General features: G+C 69.1%; 15 protein-coding genes. All 15 read right to left on the bottom strand.

Features of this window, described 5'->3' with window-relative positions; translation table 11 throughout:
- Positions 1-6: 6 nt before the first annotated feature.
- Positions 7-1,935, bottom strand: coding sequence for a DNA helicase RecQ (recQ, locus tag ABII15_RS22460; RefSeq protein WP_353944113.1), 1,929 nt, complete (start codon positions 1,933-1,935; stop codon positions 7-9).
- A gap of 160 nt (positions 1,936-2,095) precedes the next feature.
- Positions 2,096-3,745, bottom strand: a complete 1,650-nt coding sequence (gene nuoN, locus ABII15_RS22455; protein WP_353944112.1) for an NADH-quinone oxidoreductase subunit NuoN — start codon at positions 3,743-3,745, stop codon at positions 2,096-2,098.
- 8 nt (positions 3,746-3,753) lie between these two features.
- The gene (locus ABII15_RS22450) at positions 3,754-5,328 is read right to left on the bottom strand and encodes an NADH-quinone oxidoreductase subunit M (RefSeq protein ID WP_353944111.1); all 1,575 of its coding nucleotides are present in this window, start codon (positions 5,326-5,328) and stop codon (positions 3,754-3,756) included.
- 5 nt (positions 5,329-5,333) lie between these two features.
- Entirely contained in the window at positions 5,334-7,229 is a 1,896-nt protein-coding gene (nuoL, locus tag ABII15_RS22445; RefSeq protein ID WP_353944110.1) for an NADH-quinone oxidoreductase subunit L, read from the bottom strand.
- Between the two features lie 15 nt (positions 7,230-7,244).
- On the bottom strand, positions 7,245-7,544 hold the full coding sequence (gene nuoK / locus ABII15_RS22440) for an NADH-quinone oxidoreductase subunit NuoK (protein WP_353944109.1): 300 nt from the start codon (positions 7,542-7,544) through the stop codon (positions 7,245-7,247).
- Positions 7,541-8,350: an NADH-quinone oxidoreductase subunit J gene (locus ABII15_RS22435; protein ID WP_353944108.1), complete on the bottom strand. Its 810-nt coding sequence runs from the start codon at positions 8,348-8,350 to the stop codon at positions 7,541-7,543. The genes nuoK and ABII15_RS22435 overlap by 4 nt, the downstream gene beginning before the upstream one ends.
- Positions 8,347-8,976, bottom strand: a complete 630-nt coding sequence (nuoI, locus tag ABII15_RS22430) for an NADH-quinone oxidoreductase subunit NuoI (protein WP_353944107.1) — start codon at positions 8,974-8,976, stop codon at positions 8,347-8,349. The genes ABII15_RS22435 and nuoI overlap by 4 nt, the downstream gene beginning before the upstream one ends.
- Complete coding sequence (gene nuoH / locus ABII15_RS22425; protein ID WP_353947154.1) at positions 8,969-10,348, bottom strand: NADH-quinone oxidoreductase subunit NuoH; 1,380 nt, start codon at positions 10,346-10,348, stop codon at positions 8,969-8,971. Before nuoH ends, nuoI begins: the two co-directional genes overlap by 8 nt.
- Positions 10,349-10,359: 11 nt before the next feature.
- Complete coding sequence (locus tag ABII15_RS22420) at positions 10,360-12,858, bottom strand: NADH-quinone oxidoreductase subunit G (protein ID WP_353944106.1); 2,499 nt, start codon at positions 12,856-12,858, stop codon at positions 10,360-10,362.
- Positions 12,855-14,222, bottom strand: a complete 1,368-nt coding sequence (nuoF, locus tag ABII15_RS22415; protein WP_353944105.1) for an NADH-quinone oxidoreductase subunit NuoF — start codon at positions 14,220-14,222, stop codon at positions 12,855-12,857. The genes ABII15_RS22420 and nuoF overlap by 4 nt, the downstream gene beginning before the upstream one ends.
- Complete coding sequence (gene nuoE, locus ABII15_RS22410; RefSeq protein ID WP_353947153.1) at positions 14,222-15,043, bottom strand: NADH-quinone oxidoreductase subunit NuoE; 822 nt, start codon at positions 15,041-15,043, stop codon at positions 14,222-14,224. Before nuoE ends, nuoF begins: the two co-directional genes overlap by 1 nt.
- A gap of 62 nt (positions 15,044-15,105) precedes the next feature.
- Positions 15,106-16,428 carry an NADH-quinone oxidoreductase subunit D gene (locus tag ABII15_RS22405; RefSeq protein ID WP_353944104.1) on the bottom strand — a complete coding sequence of 441 codons (1,323 nt, stop codon included), beginning with the start codon at positions 16,426-16,428 and terminating at the stop codon, positions 15,106-15,108.
- Positions 16,428-17,168 (bottom strand): NADH-quinone oxidoreductase subunit C, encoded by a 741-nt coding sequence (locus ABII15_RS22400; protein ID WP_353944103.1) that lies wholly within the window; start codon positions 17,166-17,168, stop codon positions 16,428-16,430. The genes ABII15_RS22405 and ABII15_RS22400 overlap by 1 nt, the downstream gene beginning before the upstream one ends.
- Positions 17,165-17,719, bottom strand: coding sequence for an NADH-quinone oxidoreductase subunit B (locus ABII15_RS22395; protein ID WP_006133126.1), 555 nt, complete (start codon positions 17,717-17,719; stop codon positions 17,165-17,167). Before ABII15_RS22395 ends, ABII15_RS22400 begins: the two co-directional genes overlap by 4 nt.
- A gap of 34 nt (positions 17,720-17,753) precedes the next feature.
- Positions 17,754-18,113, bottom strand: a complete 360-nt coding sequence (locus tag ABII15_RS22390) for an NADH-quinone oxidoreductase subunit A (protein ID WP_007383963.1) — start codon at positions 18,111-18,113, stop codon at positions 17,754-17,756.
- Between the last annotated feature and the right edge of the window lie 376 nt (positions 18,114-18,489).

Raw genomic sequence — 18,489 nt, 5'->3', positions numbered from 1 at the left:
GGGACCTCACCAGTCGACGTCCTCCGGCTCCGGCTCCGGCCCGAAATCAGGCTCGGGCCCGGGGTCGAACTCCGGCACCCGCTCGACGGACTCCCCGCCCTCGAGCCCGGCGAGAACCTCCAGCACCCCCGGCCCCCAGGTGGCCAGCTTCTTCTCGCCGACCCCGCCGAGCGTCCCCAACTGCCCCAGCGACGTGGGCCGCTGAAGAGCGATCTCCCTGAGCGTGGCGTCATGGAAGATCACATACGCCGGCACCCCGTTCTCCTTGGCCTGCGCCCCGCGCCAGGCCCGCAGCGCCTCGAAGACGGGCAGCAGCTCGGCGGGCAGATCGGCCGCGACGGTCTTGGCCTTGCGCTCACGGGACGAGGACCGGGAAGAGGCGGGCTTCGGCGCCTCCTTGCGCAGCCGCACCTCCCGCTCCCGCCCCAGCACGCTCCCGCTCTCCTCGGTGAGCACGAGCGTCCCGAACTCGCCCTCGACGGCGACGAGCCCCTGCGCCAGCAGCTGCCGCACCACGCCCCGCCATTCGTTCTCGCTCAGCTCCTCGCCGATGCCGAAGACGGACAGCTGGTCGTGGTCGAACTGGATGACCTTGGCGGTGCGCTTGCCGAGCAGGATGTCGATGATCTGGCCCGCGCCGAACTTCTGTCGCCGCTCCCGGTCGAGCCGCACCACGGTGGACAGGATCTTCTGCGCGGCGACCGTGCCGTCCCAGGTCTCGGGCGGCGTCAGGCAGGTGTCGCAGTTGCCGCACGCCGCCGGGGCCTCCTGGCCGAAGTACGTGAGCAGCTGGGCCCGCCGGCACTGCGCGGTCTCGCAGAGCGCCAGCATGGAGTCGAGGTGGGAGGAGGCCCGGCGGCGGAACGCCTCGTCGCCCTCTCCCATGTTGATCAGCTTGCGCTGCTGCACCACGTCCTGGAGCCCGTACGCCATCCAGGCCGTGGACGCGAGACCGTCGCGGCCCGCACGGCCGGTCTCCTGGTAGTAGCCCTCGACGGACTTGGGCAGGTCGAGGTGGGCCACGAACCGCACGTCCGGCTTGTCGATGCCCATGCCGAACGCGATGGTGGCGCAGACCACAAGGCCCTCTTCGCGCAGGAAGCGGGACTGGTGCGCCGCGCGGGTCCCCGCGTCGAGGCCCGCGTGGTAGGGCACGGCCTCGATCCCGTTCCTGCTGAGGAACTCGGCGGTCGCCTCCACGGACTTGCGCGACAGGCAGTACACGATGCCCGCGTCGCCCTCGTGCTCCTGCTTGAGGAAGGTCAGCAGCTGCTTCTTCGGCTCGGCCTTGGGCACGATCCGGTACTGGATGTTGGGCCGGTCGAAGCTGGCCACGAAGTGCCGGGCCCGCGGCATGCCGAGGCGCTGGGTGATCTCCTGGTGCGTGGCGTGCGTCGCGGTGGCCGTGAGCGCGATCCGCGGCACGTCGGGCCACCGCTCCCCCAGCACGGACAGGGACAGGTAGTCCGGCCGGAAGTCGTGCCCCCACTGCGCGACACAGTGCGCCTCGTCGATCGCGAAGACGGAGATCTTGCCGCGCGAGAGCAGGTCGAGGGTGCTGTCGATCCGCAGCCGCTCCGGGGCGAGGTAGATCACGTCCAGCTCGCCGGCGAGGAACTCGGCCTCGACGGTCCGCCGCTCGTCGAAGTCCTGCGTCGAGTTCATGAACCCGGCGCGCACGCCGAGCGCCCGGAGCGCGTCCACCTGGTCCTGCATGAGCGCGATCAGCGGCGAGACGACGACGCCCGTGCCGGGTCTGACCATGGCCGGGATCTGATAGCAGAGCGACTTGCCGCCGCCGGTGGGCATCAGGACGACGGCGTCACCGCCCGCCACGACGTGCTCGATGATCGCTTCCTGCTCGCCGCGGAATGCGTCGTACCCGAAGACGCGGTGGAGCGTGGCAAGCGCCTCGCTCTCCGTCACCTCGCTCATACCCTCTGTCCCGTCCGTCGTCCGACTGCTCCGCCAACGATAGGGGCCAGAACCGACAACCCGGAAAGTTATCCACAGGCCGGGGCGCGGCCTCTGCACACAAAGGTGCCCGGCACCCCTCCCAGGGCGCCGGGCACCGGCTCACGCGTGCGCGATGGAGCTACCGGACGAAGACTCCGGCCTGGCTCGCGAGGTCCAGGAAGTACTGCGGCGCGAGGCCCAGCACGATCGTGACCGCGACGCCCACCGCGATCGTCGTCATGGTCAGCGGCGACGGCACGGCCACGGTCGGCCCGTCCGCCTTCGGCTCGCTGAAGAACATGAGGACGATCACGCGGATGTAGAAGAAGGCGGCGATCGCCGACGACACCACACCGACGACGACGAGCGCGCCCGCACCGCCCTCGGCGGCCGCCTTGAACACGGCGAACTTGCCCGCGAAGCCGGAGGTGAGCGGGATACCGGCGAAGGCCAGCAGGAACACGGCGAAGACCGCCGCGACCAGCGGCGAGCGCCGGCCGAGCCCCGCCCACTTCGACAGGTGCGTGGCCTCGCCGCCCGCGTCGCGCACCAGCGTCACCACGGCGAAGGCGCCGATGGTCACGAAGGAGTACGCGCCCAGGTAGAACAGCACCGACGAGACGCCGTCGGGCGTCGTCGCGATCACACCGGCCAGGATGAACCCGGCGTGCGCGATCGACGAGTACGCGAGGAGCCGCTTGATGTCGGTCTGGGTGATCGCGACGATCGCGCCGCCGAGCATCGTGACGATGGCGACGGCCCACATGACCGGCCGCCAGTCCCAGCGCAGGCCCGGCAGGACCACGTAGAGCAGGCGCAGCAGCGCGCCGAAGGCGGCCACCTTGGTCGCCGCGGCCATGAAGCCGGTGACGGGCGTCGGGGCGCCCTGGTAGACGTCCGGCGTCCACATGTGGAACGGGACGGCGCCGACCTTGAACAGCAGGCCCATGACGACGAGCGCGACGCCGATGAGGAGCAGCGCGTCATTGCCCATCGTGTCGGCGAGGGCCGGGTCGATGCTGGTGACGGTGCCGTCGACGACGCTCGCGACCTTGGCGTACGAGACCGAGCCCGCGTAGCCGTAGAGCAGTGCGATGCCGAACAGGGTGAACGCGGACGCGAACGCGCCGAGCAGGAAGTACTTGACCGCGGCCTCCTGCGACACGAGCCGCTTGCGGCGGGCCACGGCGCACAGGAGGTACAGCGGGAGCGAGAAGACTTCCAGGGCGATGAAGAGCGTCAGCAGGTCGTTCGCCGCGGGGAAGACCAGCATGCCGCCGATCGCGAAGAGCGCGAGCGGGAACACCTCGGTCGTCGTGAACCCGGCCTTCACGGCGGCCTGTTCGCTCTCGCTGCCCGGAACGGACGCGGCCTGCGCGGCGAACGAGTCGACGCGGTTGCCGTGCGCCTCGGGGTCGAGCCGCCGCTCCGCGAACGTGAAGATCGAGACGAGCCCGGCCAGCAGGATGGTGCCTTGCAGGAAGAGGGCGGGGCCGTCGACGGCGACCGCGCCCATGGCCGCGATGTGCGCCTTGGTCGTCCCGTACCCGCCGGCCGCGAGGCCGACGACCGCCGCGAAGGCGGCCGCGAGGGCCACGACCGACAGGAACACCTGGACGTAGTAACGGGACTTACGCGGCACGAACGCCTCGACCAGGATCCCCAGGACGGCGGCACCGATGACGATCAAGGTCGGGGACAATTGCCCGTATTCGATCTTCGGTGCGTCGATCTTGGAGATCGGGTCGGCCGCCGTTGTCCACAGGCTGTGGACGACTGGAGCACTCACCAGGGAACTCACTTGTGAGCCGCCTCCACTTCCGGCTTCGGGTCCTTCTTGTGGACGTCGGACATGGTGTGCTTGACCGCCGGGTTCACCAGCTCGGTCAGCGGCTTCGGGTAGACACCCAGGAAGATCAGTACGGCGATCAGCGGGACCACGACGGTCAGTTCGCGCGCCTTCAGGTCGGCGATGCCCTCGTTCGACGGCTTCACCGGGCCCGTCATGGTGCGCTGGTAGAGGACCAGCGTGTAGAGCGCGGCGAGCACGATGCCGATGGTGGCGATGATGCCGATGACCGGGTAGCGCGAGAACGTGCCGACCAGGACCAGGAATTCACTGACGAACGGGGCGAGCCCCGGCAGCGAGAGCGTGGCCAGGCCGCCGATCAGGAAGGTGCCGGCGAGCACCGGGGCGACCTTCTGCACACCGCCGTAGTCGGCGATGAGCCGCGAGCCGCGCCGCGAGATCAGGAACCCGGCGACCAGCATCAACGCTGCTGTGGAAATACCGTGGTTGACCATGTAGAGCGTCGCGCCGGACTGGCCCTGGCTGGTCATCGCGAAGATGCCCAGGATGATGAAGCCGAAGTGCGAGATCGACGCGTACGCGACCAGCCGCTTGATGTCCCGCTGGCCGACCGCGAGCAGCGCGCCGTAGACGATGCTGATCAGGGCGAGTACGAGGATCACCGGCGTCGCCCACTTGCTGGCCTCCGGGAACAGCTGGAGGCAGAAGCGGAGCATCGCGAAGGTGCCGACCTTGTCGACGACGGCCGTGATCAGTACGGCGACCGGGGCCGTGGCCTCGCCCATCGCGTTCGGCAGCCAGGTGTGCAGCGGCCACAGCGGGGCCTTCACCGCGAAGGCGAAGAAGAAGCCGAGGAAGAGCAGCCGCTCGGTGTTGGTCGCCATGTCCAGCGAGCCGTTCGCCCGGGCCGCGGCGATCTCCGAGAGCGAGAAGCTCCCGGCGACCACGTACAGACCGATGACGGCCGCCAGCATGATGAGCCCGCCGACCAGGTTGTAGAGGAGGAACTTGACGGCCGCGTAACTGCGTTGGGTCGCCGCCTCCTTCTCGCCGTGCGGGCCCGCGCGGTCCCCGAAGCCACCGATGAGGAAGTACATCGGGATGAGCATGGCCTCGAAGAAGATGTAGAAGAGGAAGACGTCGGTGGCCTCGAAGGAGATGATCACCATCGCCTCGACGAGGAGGATCAGGGCGAAGAAGCCCTGCGTCGGCCGCCACCGCCGGCTGCCGGTCTCCAGCGGGTCCGCGTCGTTCCAGCCCGCGAGGATCACGAACGGGATCAGCAGCGCGGTCAGCGCGATGAGCGCCACCCCGATGCCGTCCACGCCCAGTTCGTAGCGGACTCCGAAGTCCTTGATCCAGGCGTGGGACTCGGTGAGCTGGTAGCGGTCGCCGTCCGGGTCGAAGCGCACCGCGACCACCGCCGCGACCACCAGCGTCGCGAGCGAGAACAACAGCGCCAGCCACTTGGCCGCCGTGCGCTGCTTCGCCGGTACGGCGGCCGTGGCGATGGCGCCCACGGCCGGCAGTACCGCCGTCGCTGTCAGCAGAGGAAAGGACATCGGTATCAGACCGCCCTCATCAGCAGGGTCGCCGCGACGATGACCGCCGCACCGCCGAACATCGAGACGGCGTACGAGCGCACGTAGCCGTTCTGGAGCTTGCGGAGCCGGCCGGAGAGGCCGCCCACGGAAGCCGCCGTGCCGTTCACCACTCCGTCGACCAGGGTGTGGTCGACGTAGACCAGGGAGCGCGTGAGGTGCTCCCCGCCGCGGACCAGGACGACGTGGTTGAAGTCGTCCTGGAGCAGGTCCCTGCGGGCCGCCCGCGTGAGCAGCGAGCCGCGCGGGGCGACGACCGGGACCTCCCGGCGCCCGTACTGGAGCCAGGCGATCGCGACACCGACCACCAGGCAGACCATGGTGGCGCCGGTGACGACGCCCGCGCTGATCGGCGCGTGCCCGTGGTCGTGGCCGGTGACGGGCTCCAGCCAGTTGAGGAAGCGGTCGCCGATGGAGAAGAAGCCACCGGCGAAGACCGAGCCGACCGCGAGCACGATCATCGGGATCGTCATGGACGACGGCGACTCGTGCGGGTGCGGCTCGTGGCCGTCCGCGTCCGGCTGCCAGCGCTTCTCACCGAAGAAGGTCATGATCATCACGCGGGTCATGTAGAACGCCGTGATGGCCGCGCCGAGCAGGGCCACGGAGCCGAGGATCCAGCCCTCGGTGCCGCCCTTCGCGAACGCCGCCTCGATGATCTTGTCCTTGGAGAAGAAGCCGGACAGGCCCGGGAAGCCGATGATGGCCAGGTACCCGAGGCCGAACGTCACGAAGGTGACCGGCATGTACTTCCTGAGGGCGCCGTACTTCCTCATGTCGACCTCGTCGTTCATGCCGTGCATGACCGAACCGGCGCCGAGGAAGAGCCCGGCCTTGAAGAAGCCGTGCGTCACCAGGTGCATGATCGCGAAGACGTAGCCGATGGGGCCGAGGCCCGCGGCGAGGATCATGTAGCCGATCTGCGACATCGTCGAGCCGGCCAGCGCCTTCTTGATGTCGTCCTTCGCGCAACCGACGATCGCACCGAACAGCAGCGTGACCGCGCCGACGATGGTGACGACGAGCTGGGCGTCCGGCGCGCCGTTGAAGATGGCGCCGGAGCGGACGATCAGGTAGACGCCCGCGGTGACCATGGTCGCGGCGTGGATGAGGGCCGAGACCGGGGTCGGGCCCTCCATCGCGTCCCCGAGCCAGGACTGCAGCGGCACCTGCGCCGACTTGCCGCACGCGGCGAGCAGCAGCATCAGGCCGATCGCGGTGAGCTTGCCCTCGCTCGTGTCGCCGACGCTGTCGAGCACCGGCTTGAAGGCGAAGGTCCCGAAGGTCGTGAACATCAGCATGATCGCGATGGACAGACCCATGTCACCGACACGGTTGACCAGGAAGGCCTTCTTGGCGGCGGTGGCCGCGCTGGGCTTGTGCTGCCAGAAGCCGATGAGGAGGTACGAGGCGAGGCCCACGCCCTCCCAGCCGACGTACAGCAGAAGGTAGTTGTCGGCGATGACCAGCAGGAGCATCGCCGCGACGAACAGGTTCAGGTAGCCGAAGAAGCGGCGGCGCCGCTCGTCGTGCTCCATGTACCCGATCGAGTAGATGTGGATCAGCGTGCCCACACCGGAGATCAGCAGGACGAACGTCATCGACAGCTGGTCCAGCTGGAAGCCGATGTCCGCCTGGAAGCCCTCGACGGGGATCCAGCTGTACAGGTGCTGGGTGAGCGTGCGGTCCTCCGGGCCCTTGCCGAGCATGTCGGAGAAGAGCACGACCGCGATGACGAAGGAGCCGGCCGCGAGCAGGGTGCCGAGCAGATGACCCACCCGGTCCAACGCCCGCCCTCCGCACAGGAGTACGGCCGCTCCGAGCAGTGGCGCCGCGACGAGCAGCGCAATCAGGTTGTTCACGTTTTCTCCGACCCCTTACAGCTTCATCAGGCTGGCGTCGTCGACCGAGGCCGAGTGGCGGGAACGGAACAGCGACACGATGATCGCGAGCCCCACGACGACCTCCGCGGCGGCGACGACCATCGTGAAGAAGGCGATGATCTGGCCGTCGAGATTGCCGTGCATCCGGGAGAACGTGACGAACGCGAGGTTGCACGCGTTCAGCATCAGCTCGATGCACATGAACACGACGATCGCGTTCCGCCTGATGAGGACGCCGGTGGCGCCGATGGTGAACAACAGGCAGGCGAGATAAAGATAGTTGACCGGATTCACTTCGACGCCTCCTCGCTGCGCTCCAGGCGCTCGGCCGACCGCTGCTCCAGGGCCTTGAGGTCATCGAGCGCCTCACCGGAGACGTCCCGGATCTGGCCGCGCTCGCGCAGCGTCTGCATGACCGTGAGCTCCGACGGGGTGCCGTCGGGCAGCAGGCCCGCGATGTCCACGGCGTTGTGCCGGGCGTAGACACCCGGGGCGGGCAGCGGCGGGAGGTGCTTGCCCTCGCGCACACGCTGCTCGGCCAGCTCCCGCTGGGTCTTGGCCCGCTCGGTGCGCTCGCGGTGCGTGAGCACCATCGCGCCGACCGTCGCGGTGATCAGCAGGGCGCCGGTGATCTCGAAGGCGAAGACGTACTTGGTGAAGATGAGGGAGGCGAGTCCCTCCACGTTCCCGTTCGCGTTCGCCCGGCCCAGGCCGTTGAACTGCGTCAGTGACGCGTTCGCGATGCCCGCGATCAGCAGGATGCCGAAGCCGAGACCGCAGGCGGCGGCGAGCCAGCGCTGCCCCTTGATGGTCTCCTTCAGGGAGTCGGCGGCGGTGACACCGACCAGCATGACCACGAAGAGGAACAGCATCATGATCGCGCCCGTGTAGACGACGATCTGGACGATGCCCAGGAAGTACGCCCCGTTGGCCAGGTAGAAGACCGCGAGGATGATCATGGTCCCGGCCAGGCACAGGGCGCTGTGCACGGCCTTCTTCATGAGGATCGTGCAGAGCGCGCCGATGACGGCGACGGTGCCGAGGACCCAGAACTGGAACGCCTCACCGGTGGAGGTGGAGTAGGCGGCGAGCGCGCTCATGCCTCCACCTCCTCGGCCTCGGCGGCCCCGGCGCCCTCAGCGGGCTTCTCGCCCTTGGAGACGGCGACCTGGCGCTCGGTGCCGGGCGCGGCCTCGGTGACCAGGCCCCGGTAGTAGTCCTGCTCGTCCATGCCCGGGTAGATCGCGTGCGGGCTGTCGACCATGGTGTCCTCCAGGCCGGCGAGCAGCTGCTCCTTGGTGTAGATCAGATTGGCCCGGCTGCTGTCCGCGAGCTCGAACTCGTTCGTCATCGTGAGCGCGCGCGTCGGGCACGCCTCGATGCACAGGCCGCACAGGATGCAGCGGGCGTAGTTGATCTGGTAGACGCGGCCGTACCGCTCGCCCGGGGAGTAGCGCTCCTCCTCGGTGTTGTCCGCGCCCTCCACATAGATGGCGTCCGCCGGGCAGGCCCAGGCGCACAGCTCGCAGCCGACGCACTTCTCCAGGCCGTCCGGATGGCGGTTGAGCTGGTGCCTGCCGTGGAAGCGGGGAGCGGTGGTCTTCTGCTGCTCCGGGTACTGCTCGGTGAGCCGCTTCTTGAACATGGCCTTGAAGGTCACGCCGAAGCCGGCGACCGGATTCATGAACCCGGGGCTGGTGTCCTTCTCGTTCGACTCGTCAGCCATCGGACGCCTCCTTTCCGTCACGAGCGTCACTCGGTCCGTCACTCGCAGTATCGGGGCCGCCACTGACAATCAACTCCCGCTCACGGCGCGGGCGTCGGCGCGGGACGGGCGGCAGGGCCTGTCCGGGCAGCGGTGGGACGGGGAATCCGCCCGCCATCGGGTCGAAGGCCGCGGGCTCCTCGGCCGCACCGCCCTCGGGGGACTGCTTGGCGCCCCGGTCGCGGAAGATGTCGACGACGAACGACAGCAGCAGGAGCACGAGGATGCCGCCGCCCACGTACAGGGCGATGTCGGCGAAGGCGTAGTTCTCGTTGCGCAGCGTGCGCACGGTCGCCACCAGCATCAGCCAGACCACGGAGACCGGGATGAGGACCTTCCAGCCGAGCTTCATCAGCTGGTCGTAGCGCACGCGCGGGAGCGTGCCGCGCAGCCAGATGAAGAAGAACAGCAGCAGCTGGACCTTGATGACGAACCAGAGCATCGGCCACCAGCCGTGGTTCGCGCCCTCCCAGAAGGTGGAGACCGGCCAGGGTGCGCGCCAGCCGCCGAGGAACAGCGTCACCGACACCGCGGAGACCGTCACCATGTTCACGTACTCGGCGAGCATGAACATCGCGAACTTGATCGACGAGTACTCGGTGTTGAAGCCGCCGACGAGGTCGCCCTCGGACTCCGGCATGTCGAACGGCGCGCGGTTGGTCTCGCCGACCATCGTCACGATGTAGATCAGGAACGACACCGGCAGCAGCACGATGTACCAGCGGTCGTGCTGCTGGGCGACGATCTCCGAGGTCGACATCGAGCCCGAGTACAGGAACACCGAGGCGAACGCGGCGCCCATCGCGATCTCGTACGAGATCATCTGCGCGCAGGACCGCAAGCCCCCGAGCAGCGGGTACGTGGACCCGGAGGACCAGCCGGCGAGCACGATGCCGTAGATGCCGACCGAGGCGACCGCGAGGATGTAGAGCATCGCGATCGGCAGGTCGGTGAGCTGCATCGTCGTACGGTGGCCGAAGATCGAGATCTCGTTGCCGGCCGGGCCGAACGGGATGACGGCGATCGCCATGAAGGCCGGGATCGCGGCGACGACCGGCGCCAGGACGTAGACGACCTTGTCGGCGCGCTTGACGATCAGGTCTTCCTTCAGCATCAGCTTGATGCCGTCGGCGAGCGACTGGAGCATGCCCCAGGGGCCGTGCCGGTTGGGGCCGATGCGCAGCTGCATCCAGGCGACGACCTTGCGCTCCCACACGATGGAGAACAGCACGGTCACCATCAGGAAGGCGAAGCAGAAGACCGCCTTGACGACGACCAGCCACCACGGGTCGCGGCCGAACATCGACAGGTCTTCGGCGGCGAGCGGGCTCAACGCCATGGGGCTCATGACTGCACCTCCGGGGCCTCGGCGACGGCCGGGCCGATCTTCACGAGGTCGCCGGGGACGGCACCGGTGTCCGAAGCGACGCCCCCGCCGACGGAGTTGAGCGGCAGCCAGACGACCCGGTCGGGCATCTCGGTCACCTGGAGCGGGAACCGCACGCTTCCCGCGGACCCGGTGACGGCCAGCAGGTCGCCGTCCTTGACGCCCGCCTCGGCGGCCGTCGCGGCCGACACGCGCGCGTGGGCGGCGTGCCGGGTCCCGGCGAGCGCTTCGTCGCCGTCCTGGAGGCGGCCCTGGTCGAGCAGCAGCCGGTGTCCGGCGAGCACGGCCTCGCCGGAGGCGGGCCGCGGCAGCACCGCGCCGGTCTCCAGGGGCTCGGTGGCGTGCGGGCCGTCCCAGTGGCCGAGCCGGTCCAGCTCACGGCGTGCGGTGCGCAGATCGGGCAGCCCGAGGTGGACGTCCATGGCGTCGGCCAGCATCTGCAGCACGCGCCCGTCGGTCGGGGCGACGCGGCGCGTCATCTGGTCGGGCTTGAGCGCGGCCTCGAACATCCGGGCCCGGCCCTCCCAGTTGAGGAAGGTGCCCGCCTTCTCGGCGACCGCGGCCACCGGCAGGACGACGTCGGCGTGCTCGGTGACCTCGCTGGGCCGCTGCTCCAGGGAGACCAGGAAACCGACCTCGTGAAGGGCTTCACGCGCGCGTGCCGGGTTCGGCAGGTCGGCGATCTCGACGCCCGCGACCACCAGGGCCCGCAGCTCGCCCGTCGTGGCGGCCTCGACGATCTGGCCGGTGTCGCGGCCGTAGCGGTGCGGGAGTTCGGCCACGCCCCAGACGGACGCGACCTCCTCCCGCGCGCGCGGGTCGGTCGCCGGACGGCCGCCGGGCAGCAGCGAGGGGATCGCGCCCGCCTCGACGGCACCGCGCTCACCGGCCCGGCGCGGCACCCACACCAGGGTGGCGCCGGTCGCGGCGGCGGCCCGGACGGCGGCGGTCAGCCCACCGGCGACGGCCGCGAGCCGCTCACCGACGACGATCACGGCGCCCTCGGCGCGCAGCGCCTCGCCCGCGGCCGCTCCCCCGGCCTCCAGACCGACGCCGGACGACAGGGCGTCCAGCCACTCGGTCTCGGTGCCGGGCGCGGCCGGCAGCAGCGTGCCGCCCGCCTTCTCCAGACCCCGTGTGCCGTGCGTGGCCAGGGAGAACACCCGCTGTCCGTGGGCGCGCCAGGCCTTGCGGAGCTTGAGGAAGACGCCGGGCGCCTCCTCCTCCGACTCGAAGCCGACCAGGAGCACGGCCGGGGCCTTCTCCAGCTTCGTGTACGTGACGCCGGTGCCGTCGAGGTCGCGCCCGCGACCCGCGACCCGGGCCGCCAGGAAGTCGGCCTCCTCGCTGCTGTGCACGCGCGCGCGGAAGTCGATGTCGTTCGTGTCCAGGGCCACCCGCGCGAACTTGCTGTACGCGTAGGCGTCCTCGACGGTGAGCCGGCCACCGGTGAGGACACCGGTCCGGCCGCGCCCGGCGGTCAGCCCGCGGGCCGCGACCTCCAGGGCCTCGGGCCAGGAGGCGGGCCGCAGTTCACCCGACTCGGCGTCGCGGACCAGGGGCGTCGTCAGCCGGTCGGGCTTCTGCGCGTACCGGAAGCCGAAGCGGCCCTTGTCGCAGATCCACTCCTCGTTGACCTCGGGGTCGTTGGCCGCGAGGCGGCGCATGACCTTGCCGCGCCGGTGGTCGGTGCGGGTCGCGCAGCCGCCGGAGCAGTGCTCGCAGACGCTCGGCGACGAGATGAGGTCGAACGGCCGCGAGCGGAAGCGATACGCCGCCGAGGTCAGCGCGCCCACCGGGCAGATCTGGATGGTGTTCCCGGAGAAGTACGACTCGAAGGGGTCACCCTCGCCCGTGCCGACCTGCTGGAGCGCGCCGCGCTCGATCAGCTCGATCATCGGGTCGCCCGCGATCTGGTTCGAGAACCGGGTGCAGCGGGCGCACAGCACGCACCGCTCGCGGTCGAGCAGCACCTGGGTGGAGATCGGCACCGGCTTCTCGTAGGTGCGCTTCCTGCCCTCGAAGCGGGAGTCGGACTGGCCGTGCGACATGGCCTGGTTCTGCAGCGGGCACTCGCCGCCCTTGTCGCAGACCGGGCAGTCCAGGGGGTGGTTGATGAGCAGCAGCTCCATGACCCCCTTCTGCGCCTTCTCGGCGACCGGGGAGGAGAGCTGGCTCTTGACCACCATGCCGTCGGTGCAGGTGATGGTGCAGGACGCCATCGGCTTGCGCTGGCCCTCCACCTCCACGATGCACTGGCGGCAGGCGCCGGCCGGGTCGAGGAGCGGGTGGTCGCAGAACCGGGGGATCTCGATGCCCAGCATCTCGGCGGCGCGGATGACCAGGGTCCCCTTGGGGACGCTGATCTCGATGCCGTCGATGGTGAGGGAGACGAGGTCCTCCGGCGGAACAGCCGCCTCGCCACCCCCGGAGGGAGCGTTGGTCGTGACGGTCACGCGGTCACCTCCGTGCGGTGCTGGTCGGTCCGGTCCGCCCAGAGGGTCGACCGTGCGGGGTCGAAGGGGCAGCCCTTGCCGGTGATGTGCTGCTCGTACTCCTCACGGAAGTACTTCAGCGAGGAGAAGATCGGCGAGGCGGCACCGTCGCCGAGGGCGCAGAACGACTTGCCGTTGATGTTGTCGGCGATGTCGTTGAGCTTGTCGAGGTCGTCCATCGAGCCCTTGCCCGCCTCGATGTCGCGGAGCAACTGGACGAGCCAGTACGTGCCTTCGCGGCAGGGCGTGCACTTGCCGCAGGACTCGTGGGCGTAGAACTCGGTCCAGCGCGTCACCGCGCGCACGACGCAGGTCGTCTCGTCGAAGCACTGGAGCGCCTTGGTGCCGAGCATCGAGCCGGCGGCGCCGACGCCCTCGTAGTCGAGGGGGACGTCGAGGTGCTCCTCGGTGAACATCGGGGTGGAACTGCCGCCCGGGGTCCAGAACTTGAGCCGGTGCCCGGCCCGCATGCCGCCGCTCATGTCGAGGAGCTGGCGCAGCGTGATGCCGAGCGGGGCCTCGAACTGGCCCGGGTTCGTGACGTGGCCGCTGAGCGAGTAGAGCGTGAAGCCCGCGGACTTCTCGCTCCCCATCGACTTGAACCACTCTTTTCCGCGATTCAGGATCGCGGGAACCGACGCGATGGACTCGACGTTGTTCACCACAGTGGGGCATGCGTAGAGGCCCGCGACCGCGGGGAAAGGGGGGCGGAGTCGCGGCTGGCCACGGCGGCCCTCGAGCGAGTCCAGGAGTGCGGTCTCCTCGCCACAGATGTACGCGCCCGCGCCCGCGTGCACGGTGAGTTCGAGGTTCAGACCGGTACCGAGGATGTCCTGCCCGAGGAACCCGGCCTCGTACGCCTCGCGCACGGCCTCGTGCAACCGCCGCAGTACGGGGACCACTTCACCGCGCAGGTAGATGAACGCGTGCTCGGAACGGATCGCGTAACACGCGATCACAATGCCCTCGATGAGGCTGTGCGGGTTCGCGAAGAGGAGCGGGATGTCCTTGCAGGTCCCCGGCTCCGATTCGTCGGCGTTGACAACCAAATAGTGCGGCTTGCCGTCTCCCTGGGGGATGAACTGCCACTTCATCCCGGTGGGGAATCCGGCGCCACCGCGTCCGCGCAGGCCTGAGTCCTTCACGTAGGCGATGAGGTCGTCCGGCGACATGGCGAGGGCCTTGCGCAGTCCCTCGTAGCCCTCGTGGCGGCGGTACACGTCCAGGGACCAGGACCTGTCCTCGTCCCAGAAGGCCGACAGGACCGGAGCGAGCAGCTTCTCCGGGCTGGTGTCGTGGTCGTTGACTTCGGCGGCCAAGGTCATCACTCCCCCTCCTCGGCGGTCGGCCCCGCGGGGTGGTCGGGGTCCGAGGCCGATGTGTCCTGCGGCGCGTCGTGCGAGCTGAGGTGCTCGGTGGGCGACGGGTCGTGCGGCGCCTGCGTGTCGTGGGCCTCGCCGCGCGGGTGGACCACGCGCGCGGGCGGCGTCTCGCCCTTGGCCAGGCGCAGCCCGATCAGCGAGGCGGGGCCGGCGCTGCCGCCGGCCTCCACGGCGCCCTCGCGCTCGTCGGGGAAGCCGGCCAGGATGCGGGCGGTCTCCTTGAAGGTGCACAGGGGGGCGCCGCGGGTGGGTGACACCTGCGTTCCCGCGCGCAGGTCGTCGACGAGCCGTCTGGCCGAGTCGGGCGTCTGGTTGTCGAAGAACTCCCAGTTGACCATCACCACGGGAGCGAAATCACAAGCGGCGTTGCACTCGATGTGCTCCAGCGTGATCTTGCCGTCGTCCGTCGTCCCGTTGTTGCCGACGCCGAGGTGCTCCTGGAGCGTCTCGAAGATGGCGTCGCCGCCCATGACGGCGCACAGCGTGTTGGTGCAGACGCCCACCTGGTAGTCGCCGCTCGGCTTGCGGCGGTACATCGTGTAGAAGGTCGCCACCGCCGTCACCTCGGCGGTGGTCAGGTCGAGCATGTCGGCGCAGAACTGCATACCGGTCCGCGTGACGTGCCCCTCCTCCGCCTGCACGAGGTGCAGCAGCGGCAGCAGGGCGGAGCGGGAGCCGGGGTAGCGGGCGATGATCGCCTTCGCGTCCGTCTCCAGGCGGGCCCGGACGTCGTCCGGATAGCCGGGGGCGGGCAGCTGCGGCATGCCGAGGCTGATGCCCTGGCCCGCAGGCTGCGCGGAACTGGAAGCCCCTGTGGAACTGGTGGTCACCGGTCGACGCCTCCCATCACGGGGTCGATGGACGCGACGGCGACGATGACGTCGGCGACCTGGCCGCCTTCGCACATCGCGGCCATCGCCTGAAGGTTGGTGAAGGACGGGTCGCGGAAGTGGACCCTGAACGGGCGGGTGCCGCCGTCGGACACGGCGTGCACACCCAGCTCGCCCTTGGGCGACTCCACGGCCGCGTACGCCTGTCCCGGCGGGACGCGGAAGCCCTCGGTCACCAGCTTGAAGTGGTGGATGAGGGCCTCCATGGAGGTGCCCATGATGTTCTTGATGTGGTCGAGCGAGTTGCCGAGTCCGTCCGGGCCGAGGGCCAGCTGGGCGGGCCAGGCGATCTTCTTGTCGCCGACCATGACCGGGCCCGGCTCCAGCCGGTCCAGGCACTGCTCGACGATGTGCAGCGACTGCCGCATCTCCTCCAGGCGGATCAGGAAGCGCCCGTAGGAGTCGCAGGTGTCGGCGGTCGGCACCTCGAAGTCGTACGTCTCGTAGCCGCAGTACGGCTGCGCCTTGCGCAGGTCGTGCGGCAGGCCGGCCGAGCGCAGGACCGGTCCCGTGGCGCCGAGGGCCATGCAGCCCGCGAGGTCGAGGTAGCCGACGTCCTGCATACGGGCCTTGAAGATGGGGTTCCCGGTGGCGAGCTTGTCGTACTCGGGAAGGTTCTTCTTCATCTTCTTCACGAACTCGCGCAGCTGGTCCACCGCGCCGGGCGGCAGGTCCTGGGCGAGGCCGCCGGGCCGGATGTACGCGTGGTTCATCCGCAGGCCGGTGATCAACTCGTAGATGTCGAGAATGAGTTCACGATCACGGAAGCCGTAGATCATGATCGTCGTCGCGCCGAGCTCCATGCCGCCGGTGGCGATGCAGACCAGGTGCGAGGACATCCGGTTCAGCTCCATGAGGAGCACGCGGATGATCGAGGCGCGGTCCGGTACCTCGTTCTCGATGCCGAGGAGCTTCTCGACGGCGAGGCAGTAGGCCGCCTCGTTGTAGAACGGCGTCAGGTAGTCCATGCGCGTCACGAACGTGGTGCCCTGCGTCCACGTGCGGTACTCGAGGTTCTTCTCGATGCCGGTGTGCAGATAACCGATTCCGCAGCGGGCCTCGGTGACCGTCTCGCCGTCGATCTCCAGGATCAGGCGCAGCACACCGTGCGTGGACGGGTGCTGGGGGCCCATGTTGACGATGATGCGCTCGTCGTCGGACTTGGCCGCGGACTGGGCGATCTCGTCCCAGTCGCCACCGGTGACCGTGTAGACGGTGCCTTCGGTGGTCTCGCGGGGGGAGGCAGAAGAAGTGGTCATCAGGAGTACGACCTCCGCTGGTCCGGAGCCGGGATCTGGGCGCCCTTGTACTCGACGGCGATGCCGCCGAGGGGGTAGTCCTTGCGCTGCGGGAAGCCCTGCCAGTCGTCCGGCATCATGATCCGTGTCAGCGCGGGGTGGCCGTCGAAGACGATGCCGAAGAAGTCGTACGCCTCGCGCTCGTGCCAGTCGTTCGTGGGATACACGGCGACCAGGGACGGGACGTGCGGGTCGGCGTCGGGCATCGACACCTCAAGCCGGATCAGCCTGTTGTGGGTGATCGACCGCAGGTGGTAGACGGCGTGCAGCTCGCGGCCCTTGTCGCCGGGGTAGTGCACCCCCGAGACGCCGGTGCACAGTTCGAAGCGCAGGGCCGGGTCGTCGCGCAGCGTCCGCGCCACGCGCACCAGGTGCTCGCGCTCGATGTGGAAGGTGAGCTCGCCGCGGTCGACGACCGTCTTGTCGAGGGCGTTCTCGGGGACGAGGCCCTGTTCCTCCAGGGCGCCCTCCAGCTCGTCGGCCACCTCGTCGAACCAGCCGCCGTAGGGGCGGCTCGCCTCGCCGGGCAGCCGGATCGAGCGGACCAGGCCGCCGTATCCGGAGGTGTCGCCGCCGTTGTCGGCGCCGAACATGCCGCGCTGGACGCGGATCTCCTCGCCGGTGTCGCCTCGCTGCCCTGGCAGGTTGGAGGCGCTCAGTTCCTTCTCGGGGTTGGCCCCGTCGCTCTGCGCGTCACTCACCGCAGCAGCCCCTTCATCTCGATCGTCGGGAGCGCCTTGAGCGCCGCTTCCTCCGCCTCACGGGCCGCCTCCTCGGCGTTCACGCCGAGCTTGGAGGACTGGATCTTCTGATGGAGCTTGAGAATCGCGTCCATCAGCATCTCGGGCCGTGGCGGGCAGCCGGGCAGATAGATGTCGACCGGGACGACGTGGTCGACGCCCTGCACGATCGCGTAGTTGTTGAACATGCCGCCCGACGAGGCGCAGACGCCCATGGAGATGACCCACTTGGGGTTGGGCATCTGGTCGTAGACCTGGCGCAGGACGGGCGCCATCTTCTGGCTCACCCGCCCGGCGACGATCATCAGGTCCGCCTGACGGGGCGATCCGCGGAAGACCTCCATGCCGAACCGCGCCAGGTCGTAGCGGCCCGCGCCCGTCGTCATCATCTCGATGGCGCAGCACGCGAGGCCGAACGTGGCGGGAAAGACGGACGACTTGCGCACCCAGCCCGCGGCCTGTTCGACGGTGGTCAGCAGGAATCCGCTCGGCAGCTTTTCTTCGAGTCCCATTGGTCTGTGGCTCCCGGTCTCCCCTATACGGGGCTCAGTCCCATTCCAGGCCGCCGCGACGCCATACGTACGCGTACGCGACGAAGACGGTGAGCACGAAGAGCAGCATCTCCACGAGCCCGAAAACCCCCAGGGCGTCGAAGGTGACGGCCCAGGGATAGAGGAAGACGATCTCGATGTCGAAGACGATGAAGAGCATCGCCGTCAGGTAGTACTTGATGGGGAAGCGCCCGCCGCCGGCCGGCGTGGGGGTGGGCTCGATGCCGCACTCGTACGCTTCGAGCTTGGCCCGGTTGTACCGCTTTGGACCGATAAGCGTGGCCATGACCACGGAGAAGATCGCAAAGCCTGCCCCGAGGGCTCCCAGTACGAGGATGGGCGCATACGCGTTCACCGCTCCTCGCTCCTCTCAGTCGGCGCTGACTGCTGGCGGTTGCACGGGCTCGCGGCCCCGGCTCCCCCTGCAAACGGTCGAAGATCGCTTACATGTGAAGCAGGTCACAAGCCCAACTTGCCCCGCATCCTATGCCTGCTCCTCTGTGATCTGCGACACGGGGTACGCCAACTACTTTGTGATCTCCACCACCTGACGAAGGATCATGAAGTCGGATGAGCGGTGATCTTCACACTCGAAGCGCCTGAGTGATCACCAGAGGTGACAACTTGATCGGTTACCCCTGGTCAGAGCGGTGCGTTCACTATCAAGAGGGAGGCACCACAGGCAAATTGGCGTTGGACACCTTTGGCTGATAGTGCGCGGCGTTCACGCG

Source organism: Streptomyces sp. HUAS MG91 (assembly GCF_040529335.1).
GTDB classification, from domain to species: domain Bacteria; phylum Actinomycetota; class Actinomycetes; order Streptomycetales; family Streptomycetaceae; genus Streptomyces; species Streptomyces tabacisoli.
Note: the sequence above shows the minus strand (reverse complement) of the source record. Positions and strands in the feature narration are given on the sequence as shown.

Coding starts and splice junctions, on each gene's coding strand:
- recQ (WP_353944113.1), bottom strand. CDS start 1,935: ATGAGCGAGGTGACGGAGAGCGAGGCGCTTGCCACGCTCCACCGCGTC.
- ABII15_RS22450 (WP_353944111.1), bottom strand. CDS start 5,328: ATGTCCTTTCCTCTGCTGACAGCGACGGCGGTACTGCCGGCCGTGGGC.
- ABII15_RS22435 (WP_353944108.1), bottom strand. CDS start 8,350: ATGAGCGCGCTCGCCGCCTACTCCACCTCCACCGGTGAGGCGTTCCAG.
- nuoI (WP_353944107.1), bottom strand. CDS start 8,976: ATGGCTGACGAGTCGAACGAGAAGGACACCAGCCCCGGGTTCATGAAT.
- nuoF (WP_353944105.1), bottom strand. CDS start 14,222: ATGACCTTGGCCGCCGAAGTCAACGACCACGACACCAGCCCGGAGAAG.
- nuoE (WP_353947153.1), bottom strand. CDS start 15,043: ATGCCGCAGCTGCCCGCCCCCGGCTATCCGGACGACGTCCGGGCCCGC.
- ABII15_RS22405 (WP_353944104.1), bottom strand. CDS start 16,428: ATGACCACTTCTTCTGCCTCCCCCCGCGAGACCACCGAAGGCACCGTC.
- ABII15_RS22395 (WP_006133126.1), bottom strand. CDS start 17,719: ATGGGACTCGAAGAAAAGCTGCCGAGCGGATTCCTGCTGACCACCGTC.